Here is a 26137-nt window from a genome sequence, read left to right as displayed (position 1 = left end):
GGGGGAAGTAAGCTCCCTAAAGAAGTCAGCCCCGCTAAGACGCCAGCGCCGCCATAAATACCCCCCCCCTACAGCGTCCGCTCGTAAACCTGGTACACCTTGTTCACCCGGCTCTCGATCGTCTCGGCGATCGACCGCATCCCCTGGTTGTCGTCCAGAATCCAGCCGATCTCTGCGCGCTTCGCATCATAATGCTCGACCGAGGCGCGGCGGATGTATTCGATCATCATGAAGGCCAACTGGCTCGCCATCCGTGACGCCTGCAACTCCTTCACCACCCCCATCAGCGGCACGCGCACCGTCCGCACCTTGGGCTTGCGCAGCCACCACAACAGCTTGGCCCACCCGAACGGGAGCAGGCTGCCATTCAGCGGCTTGATCGCTTCGTTCAGGTCGGGAAGCGTGATCATGAACGCGACCGGCTTGCCGTCAAGCTCGGCGATCCGGATCAGGTCGTTGAACACGATCGGCTTCAGCTTGACGCCGACGTCCTTGATCTCCGGAGGGGTCAGCGGCACGAACCCCCAATTGTCGCGCCACGCGTCGTTGAGGATCGACAGGATGATCGCCGCCTCTTCCTCGAACTTGGTCTTGTCGACGTTGCGGACGGTGATCCGCGCATTCTTCTCGCCCGACTTGATGATCCGCTGGACGATCGGCGGGAACTGCTTCGTGACGTCGACCTCATAGGTCATCAGCTGCTTGACCGGGCGGTACTGCGCCCATTCGATCCAGCCGCGATATTCGCGCTTGGCGTGGCCCATCATGATCGTCGGCGGATGATCGTAGCCGTCGATTAGCAGGCCCGGCTCCTCCCAGATCGACATGCTGATCGGCCCCAGCGCGCGTGTCATGCCTTGCTCACGCAGCCAGTCCTCGGCGCGCGCGAGAAGCGCGTGGAAGATATCCTGCCGCTCGGCCTCCATCAGGCCCCATTGGCCGACGCCGGGCCCGAAGCCCTGCTCGGGCGGCATCGTCAGCGCGAGCGTATCGATGTGCGCGGAGATGCGGCCGACCACGCGGCCGTCCTCCTCCGCGAGGAACAGCTGCGCTTTGGCATGGCTGAACCAGCCGTTCTTCTCGGGCGTGATCAGCCCGAGCGCCTCGGACTTCAGCGGCGGCACCCAGTTGGGATCGTCGGCGTAAAGTCGGAACGGAAGATCGATGAAGATTTTCCGGTCCTTCTTCGTCTCGACCGGACGGATCGTAAGCTTAGCCATATGTCGTTCCTGAAAACCCAGTCGCGCGTGTCTAGCAGCGTACGGCGTAAAGGCGAGTGACGCTTGCGTCATCGCGGCAGCCGGTTAGAGTGATCGGGTTTCCTCGCGCGAAGACATGCCCGCAACCTGTAAATGCCACGCTGCGGCCACTATCTTCGAGCAATGGACATGCCCATGGATACCTCGCTCAGCCTCGCTCGCGGCACGGCCGCTCCAGCCTCTGCAAACCCCAGCGCCTCAGCAACACCCGGCGCGGGCGTCGTGAGGATCGCCGACGATAAGGCGATGCTGCGCGCCGCGGCGGATCTGACGCGCGATCTCGTGAAGCCGCGGCCGGCGGTGTATTGGGGCGACCTGATCGCTTCGATGCTGCTGGGCTATGGCGCGCTGTTCGTGGCGGCGACGAGCGACTCGACGGCGGTGACGGTGATCGCCGCGATCGCGTCGGTGCTCGGGCTGTACCGCGGGCTAAGCTTCATCCACGAAGTCAGCCATATGAAACACGCGTCGGTGCCGAACTTCCGGCTCGGCTGGAACATTCTCGTCGGCGTGCCGATGCTGACGCCGTCGTTCATGTACGAGGGCGTGCACAACCTCCACCACGCCAAGACGCGTTATGGCACGGTCGAGGATCCCGAATATCTGCCGCTCGCGCTGATGAAGCCTTGGACGCTGCCGCTGTTCATCGTCGTGTCTGCCCTCGCACCGATCGCCCTGCTGATCCGGTTCGCGATTCTGTCGCCACTGTCGCTGCTCTCGCCGAAGCTGCGGACGATGGTGGTCGAGCGCTATTCGGCGCTGGCGATCAATCCGCAATTCCGTCGTCGCGCGCCCGAGGGTGAGGCGAAGGCCTATTGGAACCGCCTCGAGATCGCGGCGAGCCTGTGGGCGATCACGCTGATCGCGATCACGGTGACGGGCGTGCTGCCGCTGCGTGCGTTCCTGACGATCCTCGGAGTCGCGTCGGCGTTCGCGGTGCTTAACCAGGTCCGCACGCTCGTCGCGCATCTTTGGGAGAATGACGGCGAGACGATGACAGTGACCGCGCAGTATCTCGACACGGTGAACGTGCCGCCGCCGGCGTTGCTACCCGCGCTATGGGCACCGGTCGGGCTGCGATACCACGCGCTGCATCACCTGCTGCCGGGGCTGCCCTATCATGCGCTGGGCGAGGCGCATCGTCGGATTTCAGCTGAGCTGGACGCGATGTCGCCGTATCACAAGGCAAGCTATCCGGGGTTGCCTGGGTTGGTGAGCAAGATCGCCCGCAGCACAATGGTCAGGCGCTGACCTAAGCTTGTTTCCCCGCGACGGCGGGGACCCGGACTGGGCTCCCGCCTTCGCGGGAGAACAAGAATTAGCGAAACGCCGTCCGGCTATTCCTCCGACCGGATCAGCACCGCTTCCCCGATAAGGAAGAACAGCAGGAACGGCGCCCACGCGGCGAGGAACGGCGGATACGCGCCGAGATTACCCATCGCCAACGCGAAGTTATCCGCGACGAAGAACGCGAACCCGAGGCCCATCCCGATCACCGCGCGCACGAACAGCTTGCCCGATCGCGCGATACCGAACGCCGCCACCGCCCCCAGCAGCGGCATGAGTACGGACGACAGCGGCCCCGACAGCTTGTGCCACAACGAGCCCTCGAGCGCCTTGGTCGGCCGCCCCGCGTCGGACAGGTCGCCGATCGCCGCCTTCAGCGCACCGAACGACAGCCCATCCGCATCGACGCTCGCCAGCGTGAACTGATCCGGCCGCACGTCCCTCGCGATAACCACCGAGCCGAGATTGGTGACCGAACCACGCGCCACGTCGAACCGCGTCGCCGGCTCGATCATCCAGCCGCCACCGGGAGCACGCTTGCCGTGATCGGCGCGCAGGATTGCAACCAGGTTACCGCCGGTACGATCGTACAAGGTGATCCCGCCCAGCCGCGTCGCATCGCCGCGCCCGCGGATCTGCGCCACCTCGATCAGGTCGTCGCCGTCGCGCACCCACACGTTCGCGCGGTCGCCGCGATCGATCGGCAGCTTGCCGTAATTCACCTTCTGCCACTGGTTCAGCGTCGCAGTGGAGCGCGCGACGACCCGGTCGTTGAACGCGAAGCTGATTATCGCCACGCCGAAGCTCGCCACCAGCAGCGGTGCGAGCACTTGGTGCGCGGACAGCCCCGAGCCCTTCAGCGCGACGATCTCGCTGTTCTGGTTCATCGTGATCAGCGTCAGGATCGTCCCCAGCAGCACCGAGAACGGCAGGAACCGCGACACGATCTGCGGCACGCGCAGTGCGACATATTGCCAGATCTGCGCGTCGCCATTGCCGGGATAGGCCAGGATGTCCCCCGACTCGCTCAACAGGTCGAGCGCCTGGAGCACCAGCACGAGCGCGGCCAACACGGCGAACGTCCGCACCAGGAACATCCGCCCCATGTAGATTGCGACCGTGCGCGACGGGAAGAAGCTGACGGTTTTCATGCGGTCTTGCTCGTCTGCGACTTAGGCCGGAAGCCCGGAATGCGCTTGATGATGGCCTTGAACGTCTTCGAGAAGACGCGTTCTAGCGCGCCGATCGGCTGCCCGCCGGGGACGTAGGCGATGGTGTAATACATCCACAGGATCAGCCCGGCGAAGATCGTGAACGGCACCCACAGCGCGATGATCGGGTCGATCCGCCCGAGTTCGCCGACGTCCGCGGCATATTGGTTCACCTTGTGATAGGTGACGATCATCACGATCGACAGGAACACGCCCAGCGCCGACGAGGATCGCTTGGGCGGCACCCCGAGCGCGAGCGCGAGCAGCGGCAACAGGAACATCGTCGCGACTTCGGCAAGGCGGAAGTGGAACTCCGACCGGCTGCCGTCACGCTGCTCCAGCGTCGCGCCGCGCTGACCCTGCTTGGCGAGCTCAGGCAGCGTATATTCGAGATTGCGCCCGCCACGGACACGGAAACTCTCGAACTTGGGCAGGTTGATCGGCAGATCGTGGCTGGTGAAGGTCAACACGCGCGGCGTCTTGAAATCGGGCTTGTCGTGGACGAGCGTGCCGTTGGCGAGGCGGAAGATGATGACGTTGGGATCGTCGGTCGCGAGGAACTTGCCCTTCTCCGCGGTGACGCCCAGCCAGTCGCCGGTCTGGGTCGATGCATGGACGAAGATGCCCGACAGCTCGCGGCCCTTGTCCTTGCTCTCCTCGATCCGCAGCGTCATCCGCGAGCCAAGATTGGTGAACTCGCCGACCTTGATCGACGCGCCGAGCGCACCCGTGCGCAGTTCGAATCGCAGGCCCTCATAATAATAGCGCGCGATCGGCTGGACGTATCCGACGATCGCGAGGTTCAGCAGCGCCAGCGCGATCGTGTACATATACGGCACGCGCAGCAGCCGGTTGTAGCTCATGCCGACGCCACGCAGCACGTCGAGCTCGGACGAGGTCGACAGCCGGCGGAAGGCGAGCAGGATGCCGAGCATCAACCCGATCGGAATGCCGAGCCCGAGATATTCGGGGAGCAGATTGGCGAGCATCCGCCACACGACGCTGATCGGACCGCCCTGCGTCGCGACGAAATTGAACAGCCCGAGCATACGATCGAGCACGAACAGCATGACGGCGATCAGCAGCGTCGAGAACAGCGGCACCGCGATCAGCCGGGCCATGTAGCGGTCGATGGATTTCATGCGCGGGATGGGCTCGGTCTGCTGGGTCGCCGGGGTATAGAGGGGCCGGGGCGGGGCGTCATCCCCTATCGCGCCGCGTCAGTGAACGATCATTCCGCAGCGATAGGGTCGCACTGCGCGGCAGCCGTAGAGGCGCTGCGATCCGCTGCCATTGCCGTCGCCACCGCGCGTTCCAGGCCGTTCAGCGTGAAGGGTTTGCGCAACACGTCGTGGCCGCCGAACTGCGCGACGTTCACCTCGCCGGCAAAGCCGGTAACGAACAGCACGGCGATATGCGGATAGAGCGGGGAGAGCGCCGCGATCATCTCGGGCCCCGTCTGGTGCGGCATCAGCACATCGGAGATGATCAGCCCGATCGCCGGGTTCGCCGCCAGCAACGCGGGGGCGGCAAGCGGATCGTCGCACGGGATCGCGCGGTGGCCGATCTCCTCCAATGCGCCGATCGTTGCGGTCAGTACGCGCGGATCGTCCTCGACGACGAGGATGTCGAGCATCGCGGGTGGCGGCGGTGCAGCGGGTACGATCTCCGTCGGCAATAAGGGTACGAGGGCAGGCACGACGTCTGCAACGCGCGGCAGATAGAGCGTGACGGCGGTCCCTTCACTCGGGGCCGAGACGATGCTGACCTCGCCCTGCAACTGCTGGACCAGCGCAAAGATCTGGCTGAGCCCGAGCCCGGTGCCCTTGCCGACATCCTTGGTGGTGAAGAACGGTTCGAACACGCGGTCGGCAACGTCGGGCGTCATCCCGCAGCCATCGTCCGCAACCATGATCGTCACGTAATCGCCTGCCGCGCACCGCCCGACCTGCTCCGACGCCAGCGTCGTGGCGCCCGTGACGATCGTCAGCGTGCCGCGGCCGTTCATTGCATCGCGCGCGTTGACCGCAAGGTTGAGGACCGCGTTCTCCAGCTGGACACGGTCGGCGCGCACGCAACAGCCCGCGGCCTCGTCGCGCGCCACCAGCGTGATCGCATCGCCCAGCGTCCGGTCGAGCAGGTCGGACATCCCGGCGACCAGCGCGGCGGCCTCGATCGTCTCGGGCTTCAGCGAGTCTTCGCGACTGAAGGCGAGCAGACGGCGGGTGAGCGCGGCGGCCCGGTTCGCGCCTTCGGTGGCGCTGTCGATGTGTCGACGGGCAGCCATCGGATCGGCGGCGACGCTGCGCCGGGCAAGCTCCAGCCCGCCCAGCACCACCGCCAGCATGTTGTTGAAGTCGTGCGCTATCCCGCCAGTAAGCTGGCCGACCGCTTCCATCTTCTGGATCTGGCGTAATTTGGCCTCTTGCACGCGCAGCTCGGCGGTGGCGGTGGCGACCGCGGCGGTCAGCTCGTCGGCGCGCTCGCGCTCCAGTTCGGCGTCGGCCAGTGCAGTGGCGCGCTCGCCGACCGCGTTGATCGTGAACCAGCCGAGCAGGATCGCGCCCAGCACGATCAGCACGCCGAACACCGCGAGCACGCCTGCGACCCAGCTCGATCGTTCGACCGACCCCATCGCCGCCGCCGTGCGCTGGTCAAGCAACGCACGCTCGCCGGCAATGAGTGTGTCGAGCGTTTTGTTGATCTCGATGAGCGTCGGCGCCTTCCGCGCCTGGTAATAGCGCGCGAGTGCCTGCCCGTTCTTGCCGTAGCTCGTGTTGAGCGCGGTCAGCGACAGCTCCTGCCCGCGTGCGTCGTAGGCGGCGCGGAGGCGGTCGATCCTCGGTTGCTGTTCGGCATTGTCGTTGGTGATCCGGTCGAGCCGGTCGATCTGCGTACCCGCCAGCAGCCATTCGTCGAAATAGAGCTGCCCCAGCTGCTTGTCGCCGCTGATGACGTAGCGGCCCAGCGACGCTTCCGACCGCGCGATCGTGCCCGACAGCGTGCGGGCGAGGATCATCACGTCATAGCTGTGTGCCTGCAATTCGAGCGCTCGGTCGCGCGCGCGGTTGGCGTTGCCGAGCGTCACGATCAGGGCGACCAGCACCGCCGCGCCGAGCAGCCCCATCACGACCAGCGTGACGGTCCGCCAGGTCGCTCCGCCCCCCAGGGCCGCGGTCTGGGCCTCGCTTCGCATCACGAACGCACCCTAGCGCGCCGTCGCGAGTGCGCAATGATTTCGATTTTTGCGAGGAGGCCCTTCCGATCCTCCCCCGCCAGGGGGAGGTGGCTGGCACTTGCCAGACGGAAGGGGAGGAAAGCGATCACCGCTGTTCCGTGTCCTCCCCCTTCGTCACCTTCGGCGCCACCTCCCCCTGACGGGGGAGGATCGGGAATCAGCCGATCACCCCGACGGCACGCCCGGCGGCCTCGAACATACCGAGGATCGTCGTGATCTGCTCGTCGGTATGCTCCGCACACAGCGAGCAGCGCAGTAGGAACGTCCCCGCAGGAGTCGCGGGCGGGCGCGCCATGTTCACGTACAGACCGCCCTCCAGCAGCGACTGCCAGATCGCGATCGCCTGTTCCTGGTCGGTGAGGATGACCGCGATGATCGCCGAATCGGACGTCTCCGTACCGAGCTTGAAGCCCATCGCCTTCAGCCCACCATGCAGCCGGCGAGCATTCTTCCAGAGCTGCGCGCGCTTGTCGTGCGCGGTCATCAGTTTGCGGATCGACGTCGCGGCGGTCGCGACCACCGACGGCGGCAACGAGGCGGTGAAGATGTACGGACGGCACGCAAACCGCACCATCTCGAACTTCGGATGGTTCGACACGACGAACCCGCCGACCGTGCCGACCGACTTCGAGAACGTCCCCACTACGAAATCGACCTCGTCGGTCAGCCCCATCTCCTCGTACACGCCGCGTCCGTTGGGGCCGAAGAACCCCATCGAATGCGCCTCGTCGACCAGCACCATGCAGCCATGCTTCTTGGCGACCGCGACCATCTCCTTCAGCGGCGCGATGTCGCCGAGCATAGAATAGACGCCTTCGAGCACGACCAGCTTGCCGGCTTCCTTCGGCAGCCGACCGAGCCGCTTGTCGAGATCGGTGACGTCGTTGTGGCGGAAGCGGACGATCTCGGCGTTGCCCTGCTTGCAGCCGTCGTAGATCGAGGCGTGGCTGTCGGCGTCGAGGATGACGTATTCGCCCTTGCCGGCGAGCGTCGAGATGATCCCGAGATTGGCCATGTAGCCGGTCGAGAACACGATCGCGCCGGTCATGTCGTAGAATTCGCGGAGCGCCTGTTCGACGTCGATATGATCGTGGAAGGTGCCGTTGAGCATCCGGCTGCCGTTGGTGCCCGACCCGAACGCGTCGAGCGCGTCCTTGCCCGCCTGGATGACGTCGGGGTCGAACGTCATGCCCATATAATTGTAGGTGCCGAGCAGGATCGTATCCTTGCCGCGGATCACCGCCTGGGTTGGGCCCTTCACCTCGTCCATCACGATCGCGAACGGATTGCGCACGCCACTGGCGATCAGCGCCTCGCGTTCGGCGATCAGTGCGTCGAATTTCGACATGAGATCGCGTTCCGGCGCGAACTCGGGAGCGTCGACGGGCAGGGCGTGGGCAGTGGTGGCGGCTTCGGTCATTCTATCGATTCCATGATGTTGGAATGTGTCGTCTTTCCCCCCACCCCGTTCGGGCTGAGCGAAGTCGAAGCCTCGCCTCACGGGGCCACCCTTCGATTTCGCTCAGGGCGAACGGGGGAGGGTAGTGTTAGGCGGCCTTCAACTTCGCGACCGCATCGACCAGCTGGCCGACGGTCTCGATCTCGGCCTGCATGTTCATCGTGATGATGATGTCGAATTCGTCCTCGATCGCGGCGACGAAATCCATGACCGTCAGGCTGTCCCACTCCAGGTCGCCCTGGAACGTCGTCGCATCGGTCAGCGCAACGCCCTTTTTATTGAACGGCTCGATCTGCGCGGTGACGGTGTCGTAGATCTGCTGGCGGTCGCTCATCGTAATCCTTCCGGTATCGCCACGCAGTCCTGACAGGGAATTGCGGCGGCTTTTCGGCGCTATAGCAGCCCCGCGGCGCGATACCATGCGGCGGTTTGCGCGAGCGCCTGTGGGGTCGGGACCGAAGGCGTCCAGAGCGCGGGCGGCGGCGGCTTGTGCGAGACCCAGTCGGGATGGCAGAAATAGCTGACCCGGTCGCGCGTGAGCTTGGCCTTGCGGCGCCGCACGAGGCGGTCGGCGGCGGATGCGAGCGTCAGGAGCGCGCGGGGCGTGGAGAACACTTTGACCGACCTGCCCACCGCCCCGTTCACCGCCACGCCGATCGCGCGCGCGAAATCGCGATTGTCCCACCCGTCGGGTACGCCGTCATCGGGCTCCATGATCGACGGCGCGTCGGCACTCTCGGCGAGCGCAAGCAACAGCGCTGTCAGGTCCTCGACGTAGAGCAACGAGACGCGCGTGCCGGCGGGGGGCATCGGTATGTAGCCCGACCGCGCCGCCTTGAAGACATCGAGCAGCTCCAGATCGCGGGGGCCGAAGATCGCGGGCGGGCGGACGATCGTCCAGTCCAGCCCGGATATCTGCACGCGCGTCTCCGCCTCGGCCTTTGACCAGCCATAGTTCGACAGCGCTGGCTCGCGCGCGGCGAGCGAGGAGACATGGACGAAGCGGCGGATACCGGCGTGCTTCGTTGCCTGGAGGATGCCTTCGGTGCCGGCGATATTGCCCTTGCCGAAGCCTGCGCGGTCGGGCGCGTTGACCACACCGGCGACATGGATAACCACGTCGGCGCCTTCGACCAGCGTCGCGAGGCTTTTGGGCCGATCGAGCGCGCCCTCAACCCAGGTCACGCCGATGCGCTTGGCCTGCGGTTTGCGGGCGAGCGCGCGGACGGTGTGGCCCATCTCGAGCGCGTGGTCGATCAAATGGCTCCCGACGAACCCGGTGCCGCCGGTTATAGCCAGGATCATTACAGCGTCCTCGAGATCGAAGACTGTTCACCCGCGAAGGCGGGTGTCCAGACTGGGCACCCGCCTTCGCGGGTGAACAAGGCTTGGCCGGTCATACGAGCGCCAAATGATTGCGGTGCACCAGCGCGGATCTCGGAGCGTAACCGAGGATCGCCGCATGATCGTCGCTATGGCGGCCGAGCAGACGCGCGGTATCCGCCGCATCATACTCGGCGAGCCCGCGCGCGACCGTCCCGTTTGGTCCTTCGATCGTCACCAGATCGCCGCGCATGAAGGCGCCATCGATTCGAGTCGCGCCGGTGGCCAGCAAACTCCGACCCTGGCCAAGCGCTGCCGCAGCGCCCGCATCGACATGGATCGCACCCTTCGCCGTAAGGCCGCCCGCCAGCCACGCCTTCCGCGCGGACGCGGTGCGTTCGGCGTTGAAGATCGTGTGGCGGGCAGGGGTGGAGAGCGGATGATCGATCCGCCCCGACGCGATCGCCAGCGGGATGCCCGCGCCGGTCGCGATCCGCGCCGCGGCGATCTTCGACGCCATCCCGCCCGAGCCCATGCCGGAACCCGACCCGTCGTCCGCCATCCCCGCTACTGCATCGATCCGGGGTACGCTGGCGATATGAGTCGCGGACGGGTCGGTGTGGGGGTTCGCGGTGTAGAGCCCGTCGACGTCGGAGAGCAGGATCACGCCCTGCGCGCCGGCCGCCTGCGCGACGCGTGCGGCGAGACGATCATTGTCGCCGAAGCGAATTTCCTCGGTCGCGACGCTGTCGTTCTCGTTGATGACCGGGACGACTTTCAGCGACAACAGCCGGTTGAGCGTCGCGGCGGCGTTGAGATAGCGGCGGCGGTCTTCGAGATCGTCGAGCGTCACGAGCATCTGCGCCGCGTTCAGGCCCTGCGCGGCGAGGAGTTCTGCCCAGACTTGGCTCAGCGCGATCTGGCCGGTGGCGGCTGCGGCCTGCGCGTCTTCGAGACTCGCGCGGCCACCCTTGGCGAGACCGAGCCGCCGCGCGCCGAGGGCAATCGCGCCCGACGACACGATCGCGACCTGCTGGCCGTCGCCAGTCCGAGCGGCAATGTCGGCGACGAGCCCGGTCAGCCACTCCCGCCGAACGCTCCCATCAGGATCGACCAGCAACGCCGACCCGATCTTCACGATCAGCCGAGCGCAAGACGACGGTGGAAACATCACGCATTCCCCTCCCGCTTGCGGGAGGGGTTAGGGGAGGGGCGGGCGTGACCTGTCGGCAAGAAAGCCCTCCCCCGACCCCTCCCGCAAGCGGGAGGGGAGAAATCTGGAACCGTCCCTCTTGCCGCTGGGGAGAGGGCTAAGCCAGCGCCTACAGCGGCGACCATGCGACCGGCACTTCGCCTTCTTCCAGTTCCTTCGCCGCACCCGGCGCCGGCCCGATCGCCTCGATCAGCTGGTCCAGCACCGCCTCGATCCCAGCGCCACTCGCCCCCGAAATCGCCATCACCTCGGCACCACTGGCTTCGGCCAGTTCCGCCGACAACGCCGCGATCAGTTCCGGATCGAGCATGTCGATCTTGTTCAGCGCGACGATCACCTTCTTGTCGGTGAGCCCCTCGCCGTAATTCTCCAGCTCGTCGCGCACGATCCGGTACGATTCCGCGACATCGGCGTCGTTCGCATCGACCAGATGCAGCAGCACCCGGCACCGCTCTATATGCCCCAGGAACCGATCGCCGATCCCCGCACCCTCGGCCGCACCCTGGATCAGCCCCGGAATATCCGCGACCACGAACTCGCGCTGCTTGTGGCGCACCACGCCCAGCTGCGGGCGCGTGGTCGTGAAGGCGTATTCGCCGACCTTGGCCTGCGCGTTCGTCACCTGGTTGATGAAGGTCGACTTGCCCGCATTCGGCAAGCCCACAAGCCCCGCATCGGCGAGCAGCTTCAGCCGCAGCCAGACCCACGCCTCGCCGAACGGCCAGCCGGTGCCGTGCTGGCGCGGGGTGCGGTTGGTCGACGTCTTGTAGCTCGCGTTACCGCGCCCGCCATCGCCGCCACGGAACAGCACTTCGCGCTGGCCGACCTCGGTGAAGTCGATCAGCACCTCTTCCTTGTCCTCCGACAACACCTGCGTGCCGAGCGGAACGCGGATCACGAGGTCCTTGCCGCCCGCGCCGGTGCGGTTCGAACCCGACCCGCCCGAGCCGCGTGGCGCGCGGAAATGCTGCGTGTAGCGGAAGTCGATCAGCGTGTTCAGGCCGGCGATGCATTCGAACACGATGTCGCCGCCCTTGCCGCCATTGCCGCCGTCGGGGCCGCCATATTCGATATATTTCTCGCGGCGGAAGCTGACGGCACCGGGGCCGCCCTCACCCGAACGTACGTAGATCTTGGCTTGGTCTAGAAAATGCATCGCCGCCCCATAGCGAAATTGGCGAAAATCTCCACCCTCTGCGATTCGCCTCGCGATTCGAGCGGGTCAGCAGGTGGTGGGGGCGGCGGCGTCCTTGCTGGCGAGCAGCGCATCGAGTGCCAGTTCGCGCGCCTTCCCGACCGGCAGCCCAAGCGCACGCGCCATCGGCGCCCCCATCAGCGCATCGCCGAGCGCCATCAGGACCAGCGTCAGGGTCTGTTCCTGGATCGGCCGCGTGCCGGGCAGTTCGCCGCCCGCGAGTTCATCGACGAGGTCGTGGATCGCCGCCATGATCGGATCGAGCGCATCGGTGTTGCCCGACAGGATCATCCAGCTCGCCAGCGCGCCCGCGCCGCCCTTGCCGAACGCGTCGAAGGTCATCTCCACCACCTCACGCGGGTCCAGTTCGCCCGCCCGCACGCGCAGCACCGCGGCGCCGATCGTCCCGACGATGTCGGCCGCCATCCGCGTGATCAGCGCGGTATGCAGCGCTTCGGCCGAGCCGAAATGGTGGAGCAGATTGGCGTGCGTCCGTCCGACCCTGCCGGCGACCGCCTTCAGCGTGACCGCGCTGGGGCCGCTCTCGACAAGCAGGGCGCGCGCTGCCTCGACGGCGGCTTCGCGCGATTCGGTTGGGGAGAGGCGCTTGCGCGGTGTTGACGTCACGGACCGGGAACCCTATTTACATCAATGTAAGTAACGAGTGTTCATTCCTGTTTGGAGGTTTCCGTGGCGAAAGCAACCACGCCTGTCGATCTGACGATCACCCCGCGCGACCGCCGCTTCGGTCGCGGTGCAGTGATTCGCCGCTGGTGGCTGAACGACGATCCCATCGCGACCGCCTTCTACAACGCGCTGTCGGTGACGTTTCCGAAGGGCGAGGGCTATTTCGTCGACAGCGTGCGGAAGTTCCGCGAGGGCACGCCGCCCAAACTCCACGCCGAGATCAACGCCTTCATCAAGCAGGAGGTGATCCACACGCGCGAGCATGTCGCCTTCAACCGCCACGTGACCGACCAGGGCTATGACGTCGCGCCACTGATCGCCGACGTCGACGCGGCGCTGGCGCTGACCAAGGGGCGCCCGGAGATTGCGAGCCTGGCGGCCACCACCGCGCTCGAGCATTTCACCGCGATGCTCGCGCATGAATTGATCGCGAACCCGAATCATCTGCGCGGTGGCGACGAGCAGGCGGCGGCGCTCTGGCTGTGGCATGCCGCCGAGGAGATCGAGCACAAGGGTGTCGCGTACGACACGTGGCTGCACGCGACTCGCGACTGGCCGCGGTTTACGCGCTGGCGGGTGAAGTCGCTGGTGATGCTGATCACGACATGGCGGTTCTTCAACGGGCGCGCGCGGGGCATGGCGGAACTGTTGCGGCAGGACGGGCTGACCGGGCCGAAGGTGTGGGCGCGGATGGCGTGGTACGCGTTCGGCAATCCGGGGATGGCGCGCAAGATCGTGGGTGTGTGGGCGGCGTATTTCCTGCCGGGGTTCCACCCGTGGAAGCACGACGACCGCGCGCTGATCGGCTTGGCGGAGAGCGAGTATGGGGCGGCGGTGCTGCCCGTTGCGAAGCGGGCGGTAGCGGTGGCCTGAGCCCCGGACTCCGGGCTTCTCCCCCCTTTCCTAGTTCTCCCGCGAAGGCGGGAGCCCAGGATACCAAACGACACCGCCTGTGGTTCCTGGACCCCCGCCTTCGCGGGGGAACAGTAAGAGTCTGCCGCCCCATAACGAGGTGCACCACCCCGGCGGAGGCCGGGGCCCAATTGGGGAACGTTGCTGACGAAGGACATCGCTTCGTTACTGCGACGTTTCCAATTGGGCCCCGGCCTTCGCCGGGGTGGCGCTGTTCGTTCAATGGAGGCGCCCCCGACTTACGCCGCCAAAGGCATCGGCGCACATCGATCGTCATCCAGATCCAGCTCGAACATCACCGCAGGCGCTTCCCCACCCCGCCCCCGCGAGGTCCGAGCCTCAACCCGCCCAGTCGGCCGAAACCCGAGCTTCGCCAGCACACGCCCCGACGCCGGGTTATCGACGAAATGAAACGCATCCAGCCGCCGCAGCCCCAGCGCATGCCGCGCTATCGCCACCACCGCCTCGCCAGCCTCGGTCGCATAGCCGCGACCCCAGGCGTCCGGCGCCAGCCAATAGCCGAGTTCATGCCCCGCATCCGCCGCGCGGATACCGATCCCGCCGACGAGTCGCGGCGTGCCCGCCTCCATCGTCTCGATCATGAAATGGGGATCGTGCGGCCCACGCGGCTGCGCCAGGAACGCCTCGGCATCCCCCAGCGTATACGGCCAGGGCGCCCGCGCCAGCTTGGCGACCACCGACTCATGGCCGATTGCCCGCGCCAGTGCAGGCGCATCTTCCGGCCAACCCGGCCGCAACGTCAGTCTCTTGGTGCGCGCGAACACGGCTCTCTCCTATCGCGTCATTGGCTGCGCGCATGCCACGTCGGGATGACGGGACCGCGACAGCCGCGTGGAGGGAGCAATAAAAAAGGGAGCCGGGGTGACCCGTCTCCCTTGTTCAGGTTCGCTTTCGCGACCCGGGTCACCCTGGTGGGCAACCCGGATGGTTACCCGATGTTATTCGGCTGCTGCTGCCATGTCGGCAGTGTCGTTCGCTGCCAGCTCGACCGAGCAGAACTTGCGCCCGAGTTTGCCCTGGCTGAACACGACGCGGCCATCGACCAGCGCGAACAGCGTGTGGTCGGTACCAATACCGACGTTGGTGCCCGGGTAGAACTTCGTCCCGCGCTGACGCACGAGAATGTTGCCGGCGACGCACGCCTGGCCACCGAACTTCTTGACGCCGAGGCGACGACCGGCCGAATCGCGACCGTTGCGCGAAGAGCCGCCTGCTTTCTTATGTGCCATCTGAAGCTACTCCTTATGCCTGAGCGGCCGGGGCGGTGTCGCCCTCGTTGCTCTTGGCGGTCTGGCCACCAACGCTGACGATCTTCAGGATCGTATGCTGCTGGCGATGGCCGTTCTTACGACGATAGTTATGACGACGACGCTTCTTGAAGACGATGACCTTGTCCGCCTTCGCCTGCGCGATAATCTCTGCAGCGACGACGAAGCCCTCGACGGACCGCAGCTCGGAGCCTTCGCCCGCCAGCAGAACGTCACCCAGCGTCACCGACGCACCTGCATCGCCCTCGATCTTCTCGATGACGATCTTATCTCCGGCGGCGACGCGATACTGCTTGCCGCCCGTGCGCACGACTGCGAACATGGCCCTTGTCACTTTCCAAATACATGTGCCCCACGAACGCAGGGTCCGCCGGGAGAAGCCGGGCAGCTAAGCGAGGGGGGGCGAGTTGTCAACCGCGAAGGGGCGGGGGAAGGGCGGTTTAGCGTGGGCTAAACACAGCGACGTCGTCATGCTCTCCGTCACCCCGGGCATGTTTCGGGGTCCACGGCGCCGCGAATCAACGGCCAGTGATCGGGTACAGCGGTGGATGCCGGAACACGCCCGACATAACGAAGGCGCGATTCGCCCTAGTGCCGGTGAACCTGGCGCAGCGCATACCGGCCGTCCGCATACTCGCTGAACAACCCCGAGATCGCCGGATGGTCGACCGGCTCGTCACTGTCGTCCGGCACCAAATTCTGTTGGCTCACATACGCGACGTAGCTCGACTCCATATTCTCGGCGAGCAGATGGTAGAAGGGCTGGTCCTTGCGCGGACGGATATCCTCCGGAATCGCGGCATACCATTCGTCGCTGTTCGCGAAGACCGGATCGACGTCGAAGATCACCCCGCGGAAATCGAACAGCCGGTGCCGCACGACGTCGCCGATCGAGAAGTTCGCATGCGAGATCGGTGGCGCGACCACCTCGGCGGGGATAAGCGGGCTCGTGATGTTGTGAGCGATACTGTCGTGTCGGGGCATATCGGCCAATTTAGGGTCTGTTTTGCGCCGCACAAGGAAAACGCGCCGGACGGTGCCCGCAAGCTCGAAATCCGCTTGCGTCCCCAGGGTCACTTCATTAGAGGCCGCGCTTCGACCGATCGGAGGGACTGTTCGCAGCGCCTTTGGATGACCTGCGGAGAGGTGGCAGAGTGGTCGAATGTACCGCACTCGAAATGCGGCGTACCCGCGAGGGTACCGTGGGTTCGAATCCCACCCTCTCCGCCATTTACTTGCTGACATCGCCGGATAAATCCCCGCCGGGCGCCCGCGCTCGACCGTGGGCCGCACCTAGCTGGCAATATCAGCGGGTCGCGTGCAAGCCCTCGCTGCTCTGGGTGATGCGCACTCGCGCTCATGGCCACGCGCGTCGTTCTGGCGAAAGTCGGGCGTGAAAGTAACGCGCGCAATTCTATTGGGCTCCGGGTCCCGACTTTCATCAGGATGACGGCGCAATAGTGGCATCGAACGCCAAAGCCAGAGATGTCGTAAAGTATAGCTCGAGCCAGAAACTGTCCCAGACAAGCAAACGCCCGGACCGTTGCCGATCCGGGCGCCTGCGTGACGATCGCTCGTCAGCCCCCATTTTTGTGCTTTCGCTCAGCACCTTTGGTGCGGCGTAAAAGCAGTCCCCGAACCACGGCCGTTGCCTGTGTCTCAGCGAGGTTTTTGCTAGTTATGTCAGCGGGCTTTGTCACGGTATTTGCGCGTCCGGCGGCACGATTGGATAAGCCCTGTGGCGATTACGCAACATACCAATCTAGCCATCGGCCGAGATCATACCCATGACGCCGCGATCCCCGCTCCCTCCACACGCGCGCGCCACCCCGCCCGCCGTCTCGCACGTGTTGCCTCGCGCGGGGACGCGTCCTAGAGCCGCAGCATAGTCTCCCTAACGATCGAACCCGGCCGCCCATGATCCTGTCCCGCTACGAACGGATGATAGCCCGTCGCTATCTGCTGCCGGGCAAGGGCGAGGCGTTCATCTTCCTCGTCGCCTCGATCAGCCTAGTCGCGGTGATGCTCGGCGTCGCCGCGCTCGTCATCGTGATGAGCGTGATGAACGGCTTCCGCGCCGAACTGTTCGACAAGATCGTCGGGCTCAACGGTCATGCGGTCATCCAGCCGATCGGCGGGCGCGGGTTGCCGGACTGGCGCGAGATCGCGAACCAGGCGCGGGCGACGCCGGGCGTCACGAGCGCGCTGCCGCTGATCGAACAACCGCTCGCCGCCACCTATAACGGTCGTGCCGAGGCGGTGCTGGTGCGCGGCATGCGCATCGGCGACATTCGTGGCAATTCGACGATCCGCAGCAAGGTGCTGATGGGCTCGCTCCAGTCGATCACCCCGGGCAGCGGCCGCATCGCAATCGGCTCGCGGCTCGCCGAATCGCTCGGCGCGCAGGTCGGCTCGGACATTTCGCTGTTCAGCCCGCAAGGCCAGACGACGCCGTTCGGCACCGTCCCGCGGATCGTCAGTTATACCGTGGCCGCGATCTTCGAGATCGGCGTCTACGATTACGACAAGGCCTATATCTTCATGCCGATCGAGGACGCGCAGACGCTCCTCCTGATGGGCGATGCGGCGGGCATGGTCGAGATCAATACGGTCGATCCGGACAAGGTCGGCGAAATCCTGAAACCGCTCGGCGACAAGATCGGCGGGCGTGCGGTGATCGCCGATTGGCGGACGATGAACGCGCAGCTGTTCGAGGCGCTCGCGGTCGAGCGGGTCGCGATGTTCACCGTGCTGTCGATCATCATCCTGGTCGCGGTGTTCAACATCCTGTCGTCGCTGATCATGCTGGTCCGCGCCAAGACGCGCGACATCGCGATCCTGCGCACGATGGGCGCGACGCGCGGCTCGATGATGCGGATCTTCATCGTCGTCGGTACCACCATCGGTGCGCTCGGCACGGTCGCGGGGCTCGTGCTCGGCTTCATCTTCCTGTTCTACCGGCAGGGCGTGGTGAACTTCGTCCAGCTCGTCACCGGCCAGAATCTCTGGGATCCCTCGATCCGCTATCTGACCGAACTCCCATCGAAGACCGACCCCGTCGAGATCATCGTGATCGCTTTGATGGCGCTGGTCTTCAGCTTCCTCGCGACGCTCTATCCGGCCTGGAAAGCGGCGAGTACCGACCCCGTGCAGGTGCTGCGTTATGAATGAAGGCCTCAGAATCGATCGCCAGATCGAGAAGTTCGACGATTACGTCCTCCAGACCAGCGGGCTGACCAAGAGCTTCACGCAGGGCGGCGCGACCATCGACGTGCTGCGTGGTGTCGACCTCGCGATCGCACCGGGCGAGATCGTCGCGCTGCTCGGGCCCTCGGGCTCGGGTAAGTCGACGTTGTTGCAAGCCGTCGGGCTGCTCGAAGGCGGCTTCCAGGGGTCGATCAGGATCGCCGGTACCGAGGCGGCCAAGCTCAACGCGCATGAGCGCACCGTCGTGCGCCGCGACAGCCTCGGCTTCGTCTACCAGTTCCATCACCTGCTGCCGGACTTCAACGCGACCGAGAACGTCGTCCTCCCGCAGCTCGTCCACGGCGCGACGCGCGTCGAGGCGGACCGGCGGGCGGCGGAATTGCTGACCCAACTCGGCCTCGGCCACCGCCTCACGCACCGCCCGAGCCAACTCTCCGGCGGCGAGCAGCAGCGCGTCGCGGTCGCCCGCGCGCTCGCCAACAAGCCGGCTTTGGTGCTGGCCGACGAGCCGACCGGCAACCTTGACGAGCATACCGCCGACATCGTCTTCGCCGAGTTCATCCGCCTCGTCCGCGAACAGGGCACCGCCGCAGTGGTCGCGACGCATAACGAGCGGCTCGCGGCGCGGATGGACCGCGTGCTGCGGCTTCACGAGGGACGGCTGGCGTGACCTGGGGCGAGACGCCGACGCTCACCGGGCGTCACGTCACGCTCCGCCCGCTGGTCGCCGACGACATGGACGCGCTGGTCGCGGCGGCGTCGGCGGACAACCTCTGGGACACGTTCTACGCGAACGTGTCGATGATGAAGGCGCCCGACCGCTGGCTCGCCGCGGCATTGCGCGAGCAGGGTTTCGGGCGGGCGCGACTGTTCGCGGTGGTGGCGAATGGAGTGGTTGTCGGCACCACGCGGTTCATGCGGATGAACGAGGGTAACAAGCGACTCGAAATCGGCGGCACCTTCTACGCCAAGTCCGTCCAGCGCACCGGCGTCAACACCGAAGCGAAGCTTATGCTGCTTCGCCACGCCTTCGATTCGCTAGGCTGCGAATGCGTCCAGATCCGCACCGATTCGCTCAACAAGAACTCCCAGCGCGCGATCGAACGCGTCGGCGCCAAGCGCGACGGCGTCCTGCGCGGGCACCAAGTCATGGCCGACGGCCGCTTGCGCGACACCGTCGTCTACAGCATCCTCCGCCACGAATGGCCGGGCGTGCGCCAAAACCTGGCATATCTGCTGGCCCGACACGCCGCCTGACTGGAAGCCCCGCCTATGACCGCGATCACCGACTTCACCGTGAAGACCGCCGACGGCAGCGCGGCGTCGCTCGAACCCTATCGCGGCAAGGTGCTGCTGATCGTCAACACCGCCTCGAAATGCGGCTTTACGCCGCAATATGAGGGGCTGGAGGCGCTCCATCGCGACTATGCCGATCGGGGTTTCGAGGTGCTGGCGTTTCCCTGCAACCAGTTCGGCGCGCAGGAGCCCGGGGATGCCGCAGAAATCGCGAATTTCTGCACGCTGACCTACGACGTGACGTTCCCGGTGTTTGCGAAGGTGGATGTGAACGGGGCAGGGGCGGACCCGCTGTTCGAGCGGTTGAAGGCGGATGCGCCAGGCGTGCTGGGGTCGAAGGCGATTAAGTGGAACTTCACCAAGTTCCTGGTTGGGCGGGATGGGAAGGTCGTTGACCGCTATGCCCCAACCACCAAGCCCGAGGACATCCGCAAGGAGATCGAGAAGCTGCTGTAACCCTCAGAGGCGCCGCCCCGCATCTGCCGCCACCCCGGCGAAGGCCGGGGCCCAGTTGGAAAGGTCGCAGTAACGGAGCGCGGTCTTGAGTTGGCAACGTCCCCCAACTGGGCCCCGGCCTTCGCCGGGGTGGCGTTCGAGGGGATGCAGGGGCTCATTCAGTCGAAAGCTTGTTCCCCCGCGAAGGCGGGGGCCCAGACTGGACTCCCGCCTTCGCGGGAGAACATCGCGCTTACACCGAAAACGCCGACGCCCCCTTTTTATGCGCCAGCGCCGAAGCAACCGAAGTCACCCCTCCAAACAGGAAACTTACCCCCAGCACATACCCCGGCAACGTCAACGCCGACCAAGGCAGCGTCGCCAGAACGATCACCGCCAGCACGATGTTCACCACCCCCAGCGCGATCATCAACCCCTTGCCCCGACGAAACCGCGCGCCGAGCCCGATCTCCAACACCCCACGAACCCCCAGCCAAACCGCAATCAGCAACGTCAGCGATATCGCACCGGTCGCGGGCTCGAACGCCATAATCAGCCCAATCACCAGCGACACCAGCCCGAACCCGATAGCATAGCCGCGCCCCTCATGCCCCTTGCCGGCAAACCCCGACACGATCGACACGATCCCGGCGGCAATCAGGAACGCCCCGATCACCAACGTCGCGGCATAGGTCGCGGAAAACGGCGACGCGAACGCCATGATCCCAAGCACCGCCGACAGTACGCCGTATGCCAGTATCCAACCCCAGCCAGCGCCCGCCCGAGGCGTCCCCGCCGCCGTCGTTTCAGTCTCGGCGAAGCGCCCGCGTGGATCGGTCATGATAAAGCTCCCAGAAGTCCCCGCCGCAACGGCTCGTCGTGTCCGGGGTTCCGATCGGACTCATCCCCGCTGGTCGAATCACGCCGCAGCGCCTACCTCTGGTCGATGCATTCCGGTTACGTCCCCCTCCGCGTTTTCTCCTGCTACACCATGCTCGACGGCGCCATCGATCCGAAGGCGATCGCCAAGCAGGCGCGCGCGCTGGGCTTCCCCGCCGCCGCGCTGACCGATCGCAACGGGCTCTACGCGGCGATGGCCTATTCGGACGCGGCTAAGAAGGACGGCGTGCAGCCGATCATCGGCGTGATGCTCGGCGTCGGTCGCCCAGACATGCCTGACAGCGTCGCGACGCAGTTCGACTGGATCGCGCTCTACGCGCAGAACATGACCGGCTACGACAACCTCTGCGCGCTCGTCTCGATGGCGCATCTCGACCGCCCGATCGAGATGCCCGCGCATGTCGATTTCGCCGCGCTCGAACGCCACACCGACGGTCTGATCGCCTTGACCGCAGGCGGCGAGGGTGGCCTCGCCCGACTGTTCGCGGAAGGCCAGCCCGACCGCGCGCGCGCTTACCTGGACCGCCTGCAAGGGCTGTTCGGCGACCGCCTTTACATCGAGCTCTCGCGTCGCAACGACGCGATCGAGACGGCCGCCGAAACCGACCTCATCGACATCGCCTATGAGCGCAACCTGCCGCTGGTCGCGACCAACCCGTGCTGCTTCACCGAGAGCGCGTTCGGCGACGCGCACGACGCCATGCTCTGCATCGCGCATTCGACCTATGTCGAGACCGAGGACCGCATCCGCAGCTGCCCCGAAGCCTGGATGAAGCCCGCACCGGTGATGCACGAGATGTTCGCCGACCTGCCCGAGGCGATCGCGAACACCCTCGTCGTCGCACAGCGCTGCGCGGTGATGGCGCCGTATCGCAAACCGATCCTCCCCAGCCTCGCCGGCGACATCGAGGGCGAGGCCAAGCTCCTCCGCGACGACGCCGAAGCCGGCCTCGAAGCACGCCTCGCCCGCATCACCGAACTCCACGGCGAAGGCGAAGACGGCTGGCGCGATGTGTACCGCAAGCGCCTCGCGTTCGAGGTCGACGTGATCGTCCAGATGGGCTTCCCCGGATACTTCCTGATCGTCGCCGACTTCATCAAATGGGCGAAGGATCACGATATCCCAGTCGGCCCGGGCCGTGGTTCGGGCGCAGGCTCGGTCGTCGCCTGGTCGCTGACGATCACGGACTTGGATCCGATCAAATTGGGCCTGCTGTTCGAACGCTTCCTCAACCCGGAACGCGTGTCGATGCCCGATTTCGACATCGATTTCTGCGAAACCCGCCGCGGCGAGGTGATCCGCTACGTCCAGGAGAAATACGGCCGCGATCAGGTCGCCCAGATCATCACCTTCGGAAAACTGAAGGCGCGCGCGGTGCTCAAGGACACCGGCCGCGTGCTGCAGATGAGCTACGGCCAGATCGATCGTCTCGCGAAGCTGGTCCCGAACCACCCGACCGACCCTTGGACGCTGGAACGCGCGCTGAACGGCGTCGGCGAGCTTGCGAAGGAATACGCCAACGACAACGGCGTGCGGAAACTGCTCGATCTGGCGATGAAGCTGGAGGGCCTGCCGCGCCACTCGTCGACGCACGCCGCTGGCGTGGTCATCGGCGACCGGCCCTTGGCGCAGCTAGTCCCGCTATACCGCGATCCTCGTTCCGACATGCCCGTTACGCAGTTCGACATGAAGTATGTCGAGGGTGCCGGCCTCGTGAAGTTCGATTTCCTCGGGCTCAAGACGCTCTCGGTGCTCCAGAAGGCAGTGCAACTGCTCGCCAAGCGCGGCGTGACGGTCGATCTCGAGGCGCTCGAATGGGATGACGCCGGCGTCTACGCGCTCCTGCAAAAGGGCGACACCGTCGGCGTGTTCCAGCTCGAGTCGGAGGGCATGCGCCGCACGCTGTCCGCCGTCCGTCCGTCCAATTTCGGCGATATCATCGCGCTCGTGTCGCTCTATCGACCGGGCCCGATGGACAACATCCCGTCGTTCGGCCGCCGCAAGAACGGCACCGAGGCGATCGACTACCCGCACCGGCTGCTCGAACCGATCCTGTCCGAGACCTACGGGATCTTCGTCTACCAGGAACAGGTCATGCAGGCCGCGCAGGTGCTGGCCGGCTTCTCGCTCGGCGGCGCCGATCTGCTGCGCCGCGCGATGGGCAAGAAGGTAAAGGCCGAGATGGACGCGCAGCGCGCGGGCTTCGTCGAGGGGTGCCTGAGCGTCAACGGGATCAAGAAGGCCGAGGCGAACGCGTTGTTCGACTTGATCGACAAGTTCGCCGGCTACGGCTTCAACAAGAGCCACGCCGCGGCCTATGCGCTGCTCGCCTACCAGACCGCATGGCTGAAGGCGCACCACCCGCACGAATTCTTCGCCGCCTCGATGTGCTACGACCTCCACCAGACCGACAAGCTCGCGATCTTCACCGACGACATGCGCCGTCTCGGCATCACCGCGCTGCCGCCCTGCATCAACGCCAGCCAGGCCGAGTTCGATGTCGAGGTCTTGGCGGATGCTGACGCCCAACCAGCAGAGTGTTCACCCGCGAAGGCGGGTGCCCAGACTGGGTCCCCGCCTTCGCGGGGAAACAATCTTGCTGTTCGCTACGCGCTGGGCGCGCTGAAATCGGTCGGCGAAGGCGCGATGGAGAAGCTCATCGTCGAGCGCGTTCAGAACGGCCCGTTCGCCGGTCTCGACGATCTCGCCAAGCGCGTCGATCCACGCCTCCTCAACAAGCGCCAGCTCGAAACGCTCGCCGCCGCCGGCGCGTTCGACGGCCTCGACCAGAACCGCGCCGGCATCCACGCTACCGCCGAGACGATCCTCGCGATCGCCGCGCGCACGCACGAGCAGAAGACCAGCGGGCAGGGCGGCCTGTTCGGTGATGCGGAACCCGCCGGCGACGCGATCAAGCTCCCCCCCTCGGTCCGCTGGACGCTCAGCCAGCGCATGGACCAGGAGAAGGAGGCGTTCGGCTTCTATTTCTCCGCGCACCCGGTCGATCGCCACCGCCACATCGCGGTCAGCCACGGCGCGCGCGCCTACACCGCGCTGTCCGAGCTCAACATCCCCGACGACGGCAGCCGCGCCGGCGCGACGATGGCGGTGCTCGTCGAGGACGCGCGCTATCGCACCTCCGCACGCGGCAAGCGCTTCATGATGGCGCAATGCTCCGACGCCAGCGGCCAGTTCATGGCGACCTGCTTCGACGACCAGGTCTCGAAGGATCTCGAGGAAGCGGCAAAAGCCGGCGGCTGCGGGCTAATCACCGTCGAGCTCGACCGCAAGCCTGGCGAGGACACGCCCCGCGTCAGCATCAAGCGTATCCAGCCGTTCGGAGGCCTCGCCAACCTCGCACGCTTCCAGGTGGTCGTGACGATCTCCGAGATGACCGCGTTCGCCGGCCTCGCGTCGCTGCTTGCCGAACACCGCGGCGCGCGCGGCGTGGTTCGCGCGCGCGCGCAACTCCCCGACGGCGAGGTCTGCATCCTCCTGGGTCGCGACTTCCTGCTCGACGGAGAGCTTGTCGAGCACATCGAGTCGTTGCACGGTGTCGCCAAGGTGGAGATGAAGACCTCGGAAACGAGGCTCGCTCTGGTCGGTTAACAGCTTGGGAGAGCATGAATGCTGGGTGGAATGCAGGATTTCGAGCTTCGTGTTCCCCGCCTGATAGACCACGCGGCACGCGAACACGGCGCGCGGGAACTCGTCAGCTACTGGGCGGATGGTCGCGAGACGCGCACCAACTGGGCCGGCATCGCGCGCGACGCCCGCAAACTGGCCCAAGCGCTCGAAAAGCTCGGCGTAGCGCCCGGCGACCGGGTCGCGACGCTGGCGATGAACCACGCGCATCACCTCGTCGCCTGGTACGGCACGATCGGCATGGGCGGCGTGATCCACACGATCAACCCGCGGCTGTTCGACGAACAGCTCGTCTACATCGCCAACCACGCCGAAGACCGCGTGATGCTCTACGACAAGGCGTTCCAGCCGCTCGTCGATCGCCTTCGGGGGCAGTGGGGCAGCATCCGCCATTTCATCTGCTTCGATGACCTGGGACCCGACGGCTTCCAGGCGCTGCTCGACGCCGAGGACGGTGACTATGAATGGGTCGAAGGCCCCGAGCGCGATCCGTGCATGCTCTGCTACACCAGCGGCACCACCGGCAATCCGAAGGGGGTGCTCTATACGCACCGCTCGACGCTGATCCACGCGATGGCCGAGGTCGCGCCTTGGGTGTTCGATCTCTCCCCCAACGCCGTCGTGCTCCCGGTCGTGCCGATGTTCCACGCCGCCGCCTGGGGGCTGCCGTTCGCCTGTGCGCTCTCGGGGGCGAAGGTCGTCTATTCGGCCGTCAACGATCCGGCCGTGCTGTGCCGCCTGATGAACGACGAGAAGGTCACTCACTCCGCCGGCGTGCCGACCGTCTGGCTCGCCATGTTCGGCCACATGGACGCGACCGGTGACGCGCCCGCGCACCTGCGGCTGGTCACGATCGGCGGCTCGGCCGCGCCGCGCGCGATGATCGAGCGGATCATGGGCATGGGCGCGACCGTCAAGCACCTCTGGGGCATGACCGAGACCTCGCCGATCGGCACCGCCGGCTTCGCACCCCCGCACTGGGAGGACATGAGCCACGAGGAAAAGCTCGACCTCGTCGGCAAGCAGGGCAGCGTCCCGTTCGGCATAGAACTCCGCATCATCGACGACGAAGGCACGGTGCTAGCCCGCGACGGCAAGGTCGCCGGCAGGTTGCAGGTGAGGGGCCCCTGGGTGGTCCAACGCTATTTCGGCGCCGACGAGGACGCGGTTGACGGTGAATCCTGGTTCGACACCGGCGACGTCGCGATGCTCCACGCCGACGGCACGATGCAGATCACCGATCGCTCGAAGGACGTCATCAAGTCCGGCGGCGAATGGATCAGCTCGGTCGACCTAGAGAACGCCGCAGTCGGCTGTCCGGGGGTGGCGGAGGCAGCGGCGATCGGGGTGCATCATCCCAAATGGGACGAGCGCCCGCTGCTGCTGGTGGTCCGCAAGCCCGGCAGCGACGTGAGTGAAGCCGCGATCCGCGAGCACCTGTCAAAGCACGTCGCAAAATGGTGGCTCCCCGACGCGATCGTCTTCGTCGAAGACCTGCCGCACACGGCGACAGGCAAGCTCCTCAAAACCGCCCTAAGAGAACGCTTCAAGGATTTCGAACTAGCCGCCGCCTGACGTCC

Annotated in this window: 23 protein-coding genes and 1 tRNA gene; 9 read left to right on the top strand and 15 right to left on the bottom strand. The window is 65.9% G+C overall.

Annotated elements, in window-relative coordinates:
• Positions 1-68: 68 nt before the first annotated feature.
• Positions 69-1220: an N-acetyltransferase gene (locus H8S47_RS17045; protein ID WP_187504969.1), complete on the bottom strand. Its 1152-nt coding sequence runs from the start codon at positions 1218-1220 to the stop codon at positions 69-71.
• A 174-nt stretch (positions 1221-1394) separates the two neighbouring features.
• Here H8S47_RS17045 and H8S47_RS17040 point away from each other — a divergent pair, with 174 nt between their 5' ends.
• Positions 1395-2510 (top strand): fatty acid desaturase family protein, encoded by a 1116-nt coding sequence (locus H8S47_RS17040; RefSeq protein WP_187504972.1) that lies wholly within the window; start codon positions 1395-1397, stop codon positions 2508-2510.
• Positions 2511-2596: 86 nt separating this feature from the next.
• Here H8S47_RS17040 and lptG read toward each other — a convergent pair whose 3' ends face one another.
• The 9 genes from lptG to H8S47_RS16995 form a co-directional block, all read right to left on the bottom strand.
• A complete protein-coding gene (lptG, locus tag H8S47_RS17035; protein WP_187504968.1) occupies positions 2597-3697 on the bottom strand; it encodes an LPS export ABC transporter permease LptG in 1101 nt (366 codons plus the stop codon).
• Entirely contained in the window at positions 3694-4899 is a 1206-nt protein-coding gene (lptF, locus tag H8S47_RS17030; protein WP_187504967.1) for an LPS export ABC transporter permease LptF, read from the bottom strand. Before lptF ends, lptG begins: the two co-directional genes overlap by 4 nt.
• Before the next feature lie 89 nt (positions 4900-4988).
• The gene (locus H8S47_RS17025) at positions 4989-6953 is read right to left on the bottom strand and encodes an ATP-binding protein (protein WP_187504966.1); all 1965 of its coding nucleotides are present in this window, start codon (positions 6951-6953) and stop codon (positions 4989-4991) included.
• A gap of 199 nt (positions 6954-7152) precedes the next feature.
• Positions 7153-8415 carry a serine palmitoyltransferase gene (spt, locus tag H8S47_RS17020; protein ID WP_187504965.1) on the bottom strand — a complete coding sequence of 421 codons (1263 nt, stop codon included), beginning with the start codon at positions 8413-8415 and terminating at the stop codon, positions 7153-7155.
• A 127-nt stretch (positions 8416-8542) separates the two neighbouring features.
• Positions 8543-8788 carry an acyl carrier protein gene (locus H8S47_RS17015; protein WP_055880859.1) on the bottom strand — a complete coding sequence of 82 codons (246 nt, stop codon included), beginning with the start codon at positions 8786-8788 and terminating at the stop codon, positions 8543-8545.
• Between the two features lie 59 nt (positions 8789-8847).
• On the bottom strand, positions 8848-9759 hold the full coding sequence (locus H8S47_RS17010) for an NAD-dependent epimerase/dehydratase family protein (RefSeq protein WP_187504964.1): 912 nt from the start codon (positions 9757-9759) through the stop codon (positions 8848-8850).
• A gap of 91 nt (positions 9760-9850) precedes the next feature.
• Entirely contained in the window at positions 9851-10948 is a 1098-nt protein-coding gene (gene proB, locus H8S47_RS17005) for a glutamate 5-kinase (protein WP_187504971.1), read from the bottom strand.
• A gap of 151 nt (positions 10949-11099) precedes the next feature.
• Positions 11100-12146, bottom strand: coding sequence for a GTPase ObgE (gene obgE / locus H8S47_RS17000; RefSeq protein WP_187504963.1), 1047 nt, complete (start codon positions 12144-12146; stop codon positions 11100-11102).
• A gap of 66 nt (positions 12147-12212) precedes the next feature.
• Positions 12213-12812 carry a TetR/AcrR family transcriptional regulator gene (locus tag H8S47_RS16995; protein ID WP_187504962.1) on the bottom strand — a complete coding sequence of 200 codons (600 nt, stop codon included), beginning with the start codon at positions 12810-12812 and terminating at the stop codon, positions 12213-12215.
• A gap of 63 nt (positions 12813-12875) precedes the next feature.
• Between H8S47_RS16995 and H8S47_RS16990 the strand changes: the two genes are divergently transcribed.
• Positions 12876-13745 (top strand): metal-dependent hydrolase, encoded by an 870-nt coding sequence (locus H8S47_RS16990; protein ID WP_187504961.1) that lies wholly within the window; start codon positions 12876-12878, stop codon positions 13743-13745.
• 278 nt (positions 13746-14023) lie between these two features.
• Here the strand turns inward: H8S47_RS16990 and H8S47_RS16985 are convergent, their stop codons facing one another.
• From H8S47_RS16985 to hspQ, 4 genes are all read right to left on the bottom strand, one after another.
• The gene (locus tag H8S47_RS16985; RefSeq protein WP_328805590.1) at positions 14024-14569 is read right to left on the bottom strand and encodes a GNAT family N-acetyltransferase; all 546 of its coding nucleotides are present in this window, start codon (positions 14567-14569) and stop codon (positions 14024-14026) included.
• Positions 14570-14743: 174 nt separating this feature from the next.
• A complete protein-coding gene (rpmA, locus tag H8S47_RS16980) occupies positions 14744-15034 on the bottom strand; it encodes a 50S ribosomal protein L27 (RefSeq protein ID WP_056055842.1) in 291 nt (96 codons plus the stop codon).
• 13 nt (positions 15035-15047) lie between these two features.
• Positions 15048-15395, bottom strand: coding sequence for a 50S ribosomal protein L21 (gene rplU, locus H8S47_RS16975; RefSeq protein ID WP_107963253.1), 348 nt, complete (start codon positions 15393-15395; stop codon positions 15048-15050).
• A 266-nt stretch (positions 15396-15661) separates the two neighbouring features.
• Positions 15662-16057, bottom strand: coding sequence for a heat shock protein HspQ (hspQ, locus tag H8S47_RS16970; RefSeq protein ID WP_187504960.1), 396 nt, complete (start codon positions 16055-16057; stop codon positions 15662-15664).
• Between the two features lie 156 nt (positions 16058-16213).
• Here hspQ and H8S47_RS16965 point away from each other — a divergent pair.
• The 5 genes from H8S47_RS16965 (at position 16214) to H8S47_RS16945 (ending at position 20032) form a co-directional block, all read left to right on the top strand.
• Positions 16214-16303, top strand: a tRNA-Ser gene (locus H8S47_RS16965).
• 687 nt (positions 16304-16990) lie between these two features.
• Positions 16991-18244: a lipoprotein-releasing ABC transporter permease subunit gene (locus H8S47_RS16960; protein WP_187504959.1), complete on the top strand. Its 1254-nt coding sequence runs from the start codon at positions 16991-16993 to the stop codon at positions 18242-18244.
• The gene (locus tag H8S47_RS16955; protein WP_056055918.1) at positions 18237-18950 is read left to right on the top strand and encodes an ABC transporter ATP-binding protein; all 714 of its coding nucleotides are present in this window, start codon (positions 18237-18239) and stop codon (positions 18948-18950) included. The genes H8S47_RS16960 and H8S47_RS16955 overlap by 8 nt, the downstream gene beginning before the upstream one ends.
• Positions 18947-19537, top strand: a complete 591-nt coding sequence (locus tag H8S47_RS16950) for a GNAT family N-acetyltransferase (RefSeq protein WP_187504958.1) — start codon at positions 18947-18949, stop codon at positions 19535-19537. Before H8S47_RS16955 ends, H8S47_RS16950 begins: the two co-directional genes overlap by 4 nt.
• Positions 19538-19552: 15 nt before the next feature.
• Positions 19553-20032, top strand: coding sequence for a glutathione peroxidase (locus tag H8S47_RS16945; RefSeq protein ID WP_187504957.1), 480 nt, complete (start codon positions 19553-19555; stop codon positions 20030-20032).
• A 232-nt stretch (positions 20033-20264) separates the two neighbouring features.
• Here the strand turns inward: H8S47_RS16945 and H8S47_RS16940 are convergent, their stop codons facing one another.
• Positions 20265-20852, bottom strand: a complete 588-nt coding sequence (locus H8S47_RS16940) for an HdeD family acid-resistance protein (RefSeq protein WP_187504956.1) — start codon at positions 20850-20852, stop codon at positions 20265-20267.
• Between the two features lie 150 nt (positions 20853-21002).
• On the opposite strand from H8S47_RS16940, the gene dnaE reads away from it, so the two are divergent.
• Together dnaE and H8S47_RS16930 are read left to right on the top strand one after the other, a co-directional pair.
• Positions 21003-24521 (top strand): DNA polymerase III subunit alpha, encoded by a 3519-nt coding sequence (dnaE, locus tag H8S47_RS16935; RefSeq protein WP_235983010.1) that lies wholly within the window; start codon positions 21003-21005, stop codon positions 24519-24521.
• An 18-nt stretch (positions 24522-24539) separates the two neighbouring features.
• Entirely contained in the window at positions 24540-26132 is a 1593-nt protein-coding gene (locus H8S47_RS16930) for a long-chain fatty acid--CoA ligase (protein ID WP_187504954.1), read from the top strand.
• Positions 26133-26137 lie beyond the last annotated feature (5 nt).

Origin of the sequence: Sphingomonas albertensis (assembly GCF_014358075.1) — a bacterium.
Taxonomy (GTDB): domain Bacteria; phylum Pseudomonadota; class Alphaproteobacteria; order Sphingomonadales; family Sphingomonadaceae; genus Sphingomonas; species Sphingomonas albertensis.
The sequence above is the reverse complement of the archived record's forward strand: the minus strand, read 5'-3'. Positions and strand labels throughout refer to the sequence as shown.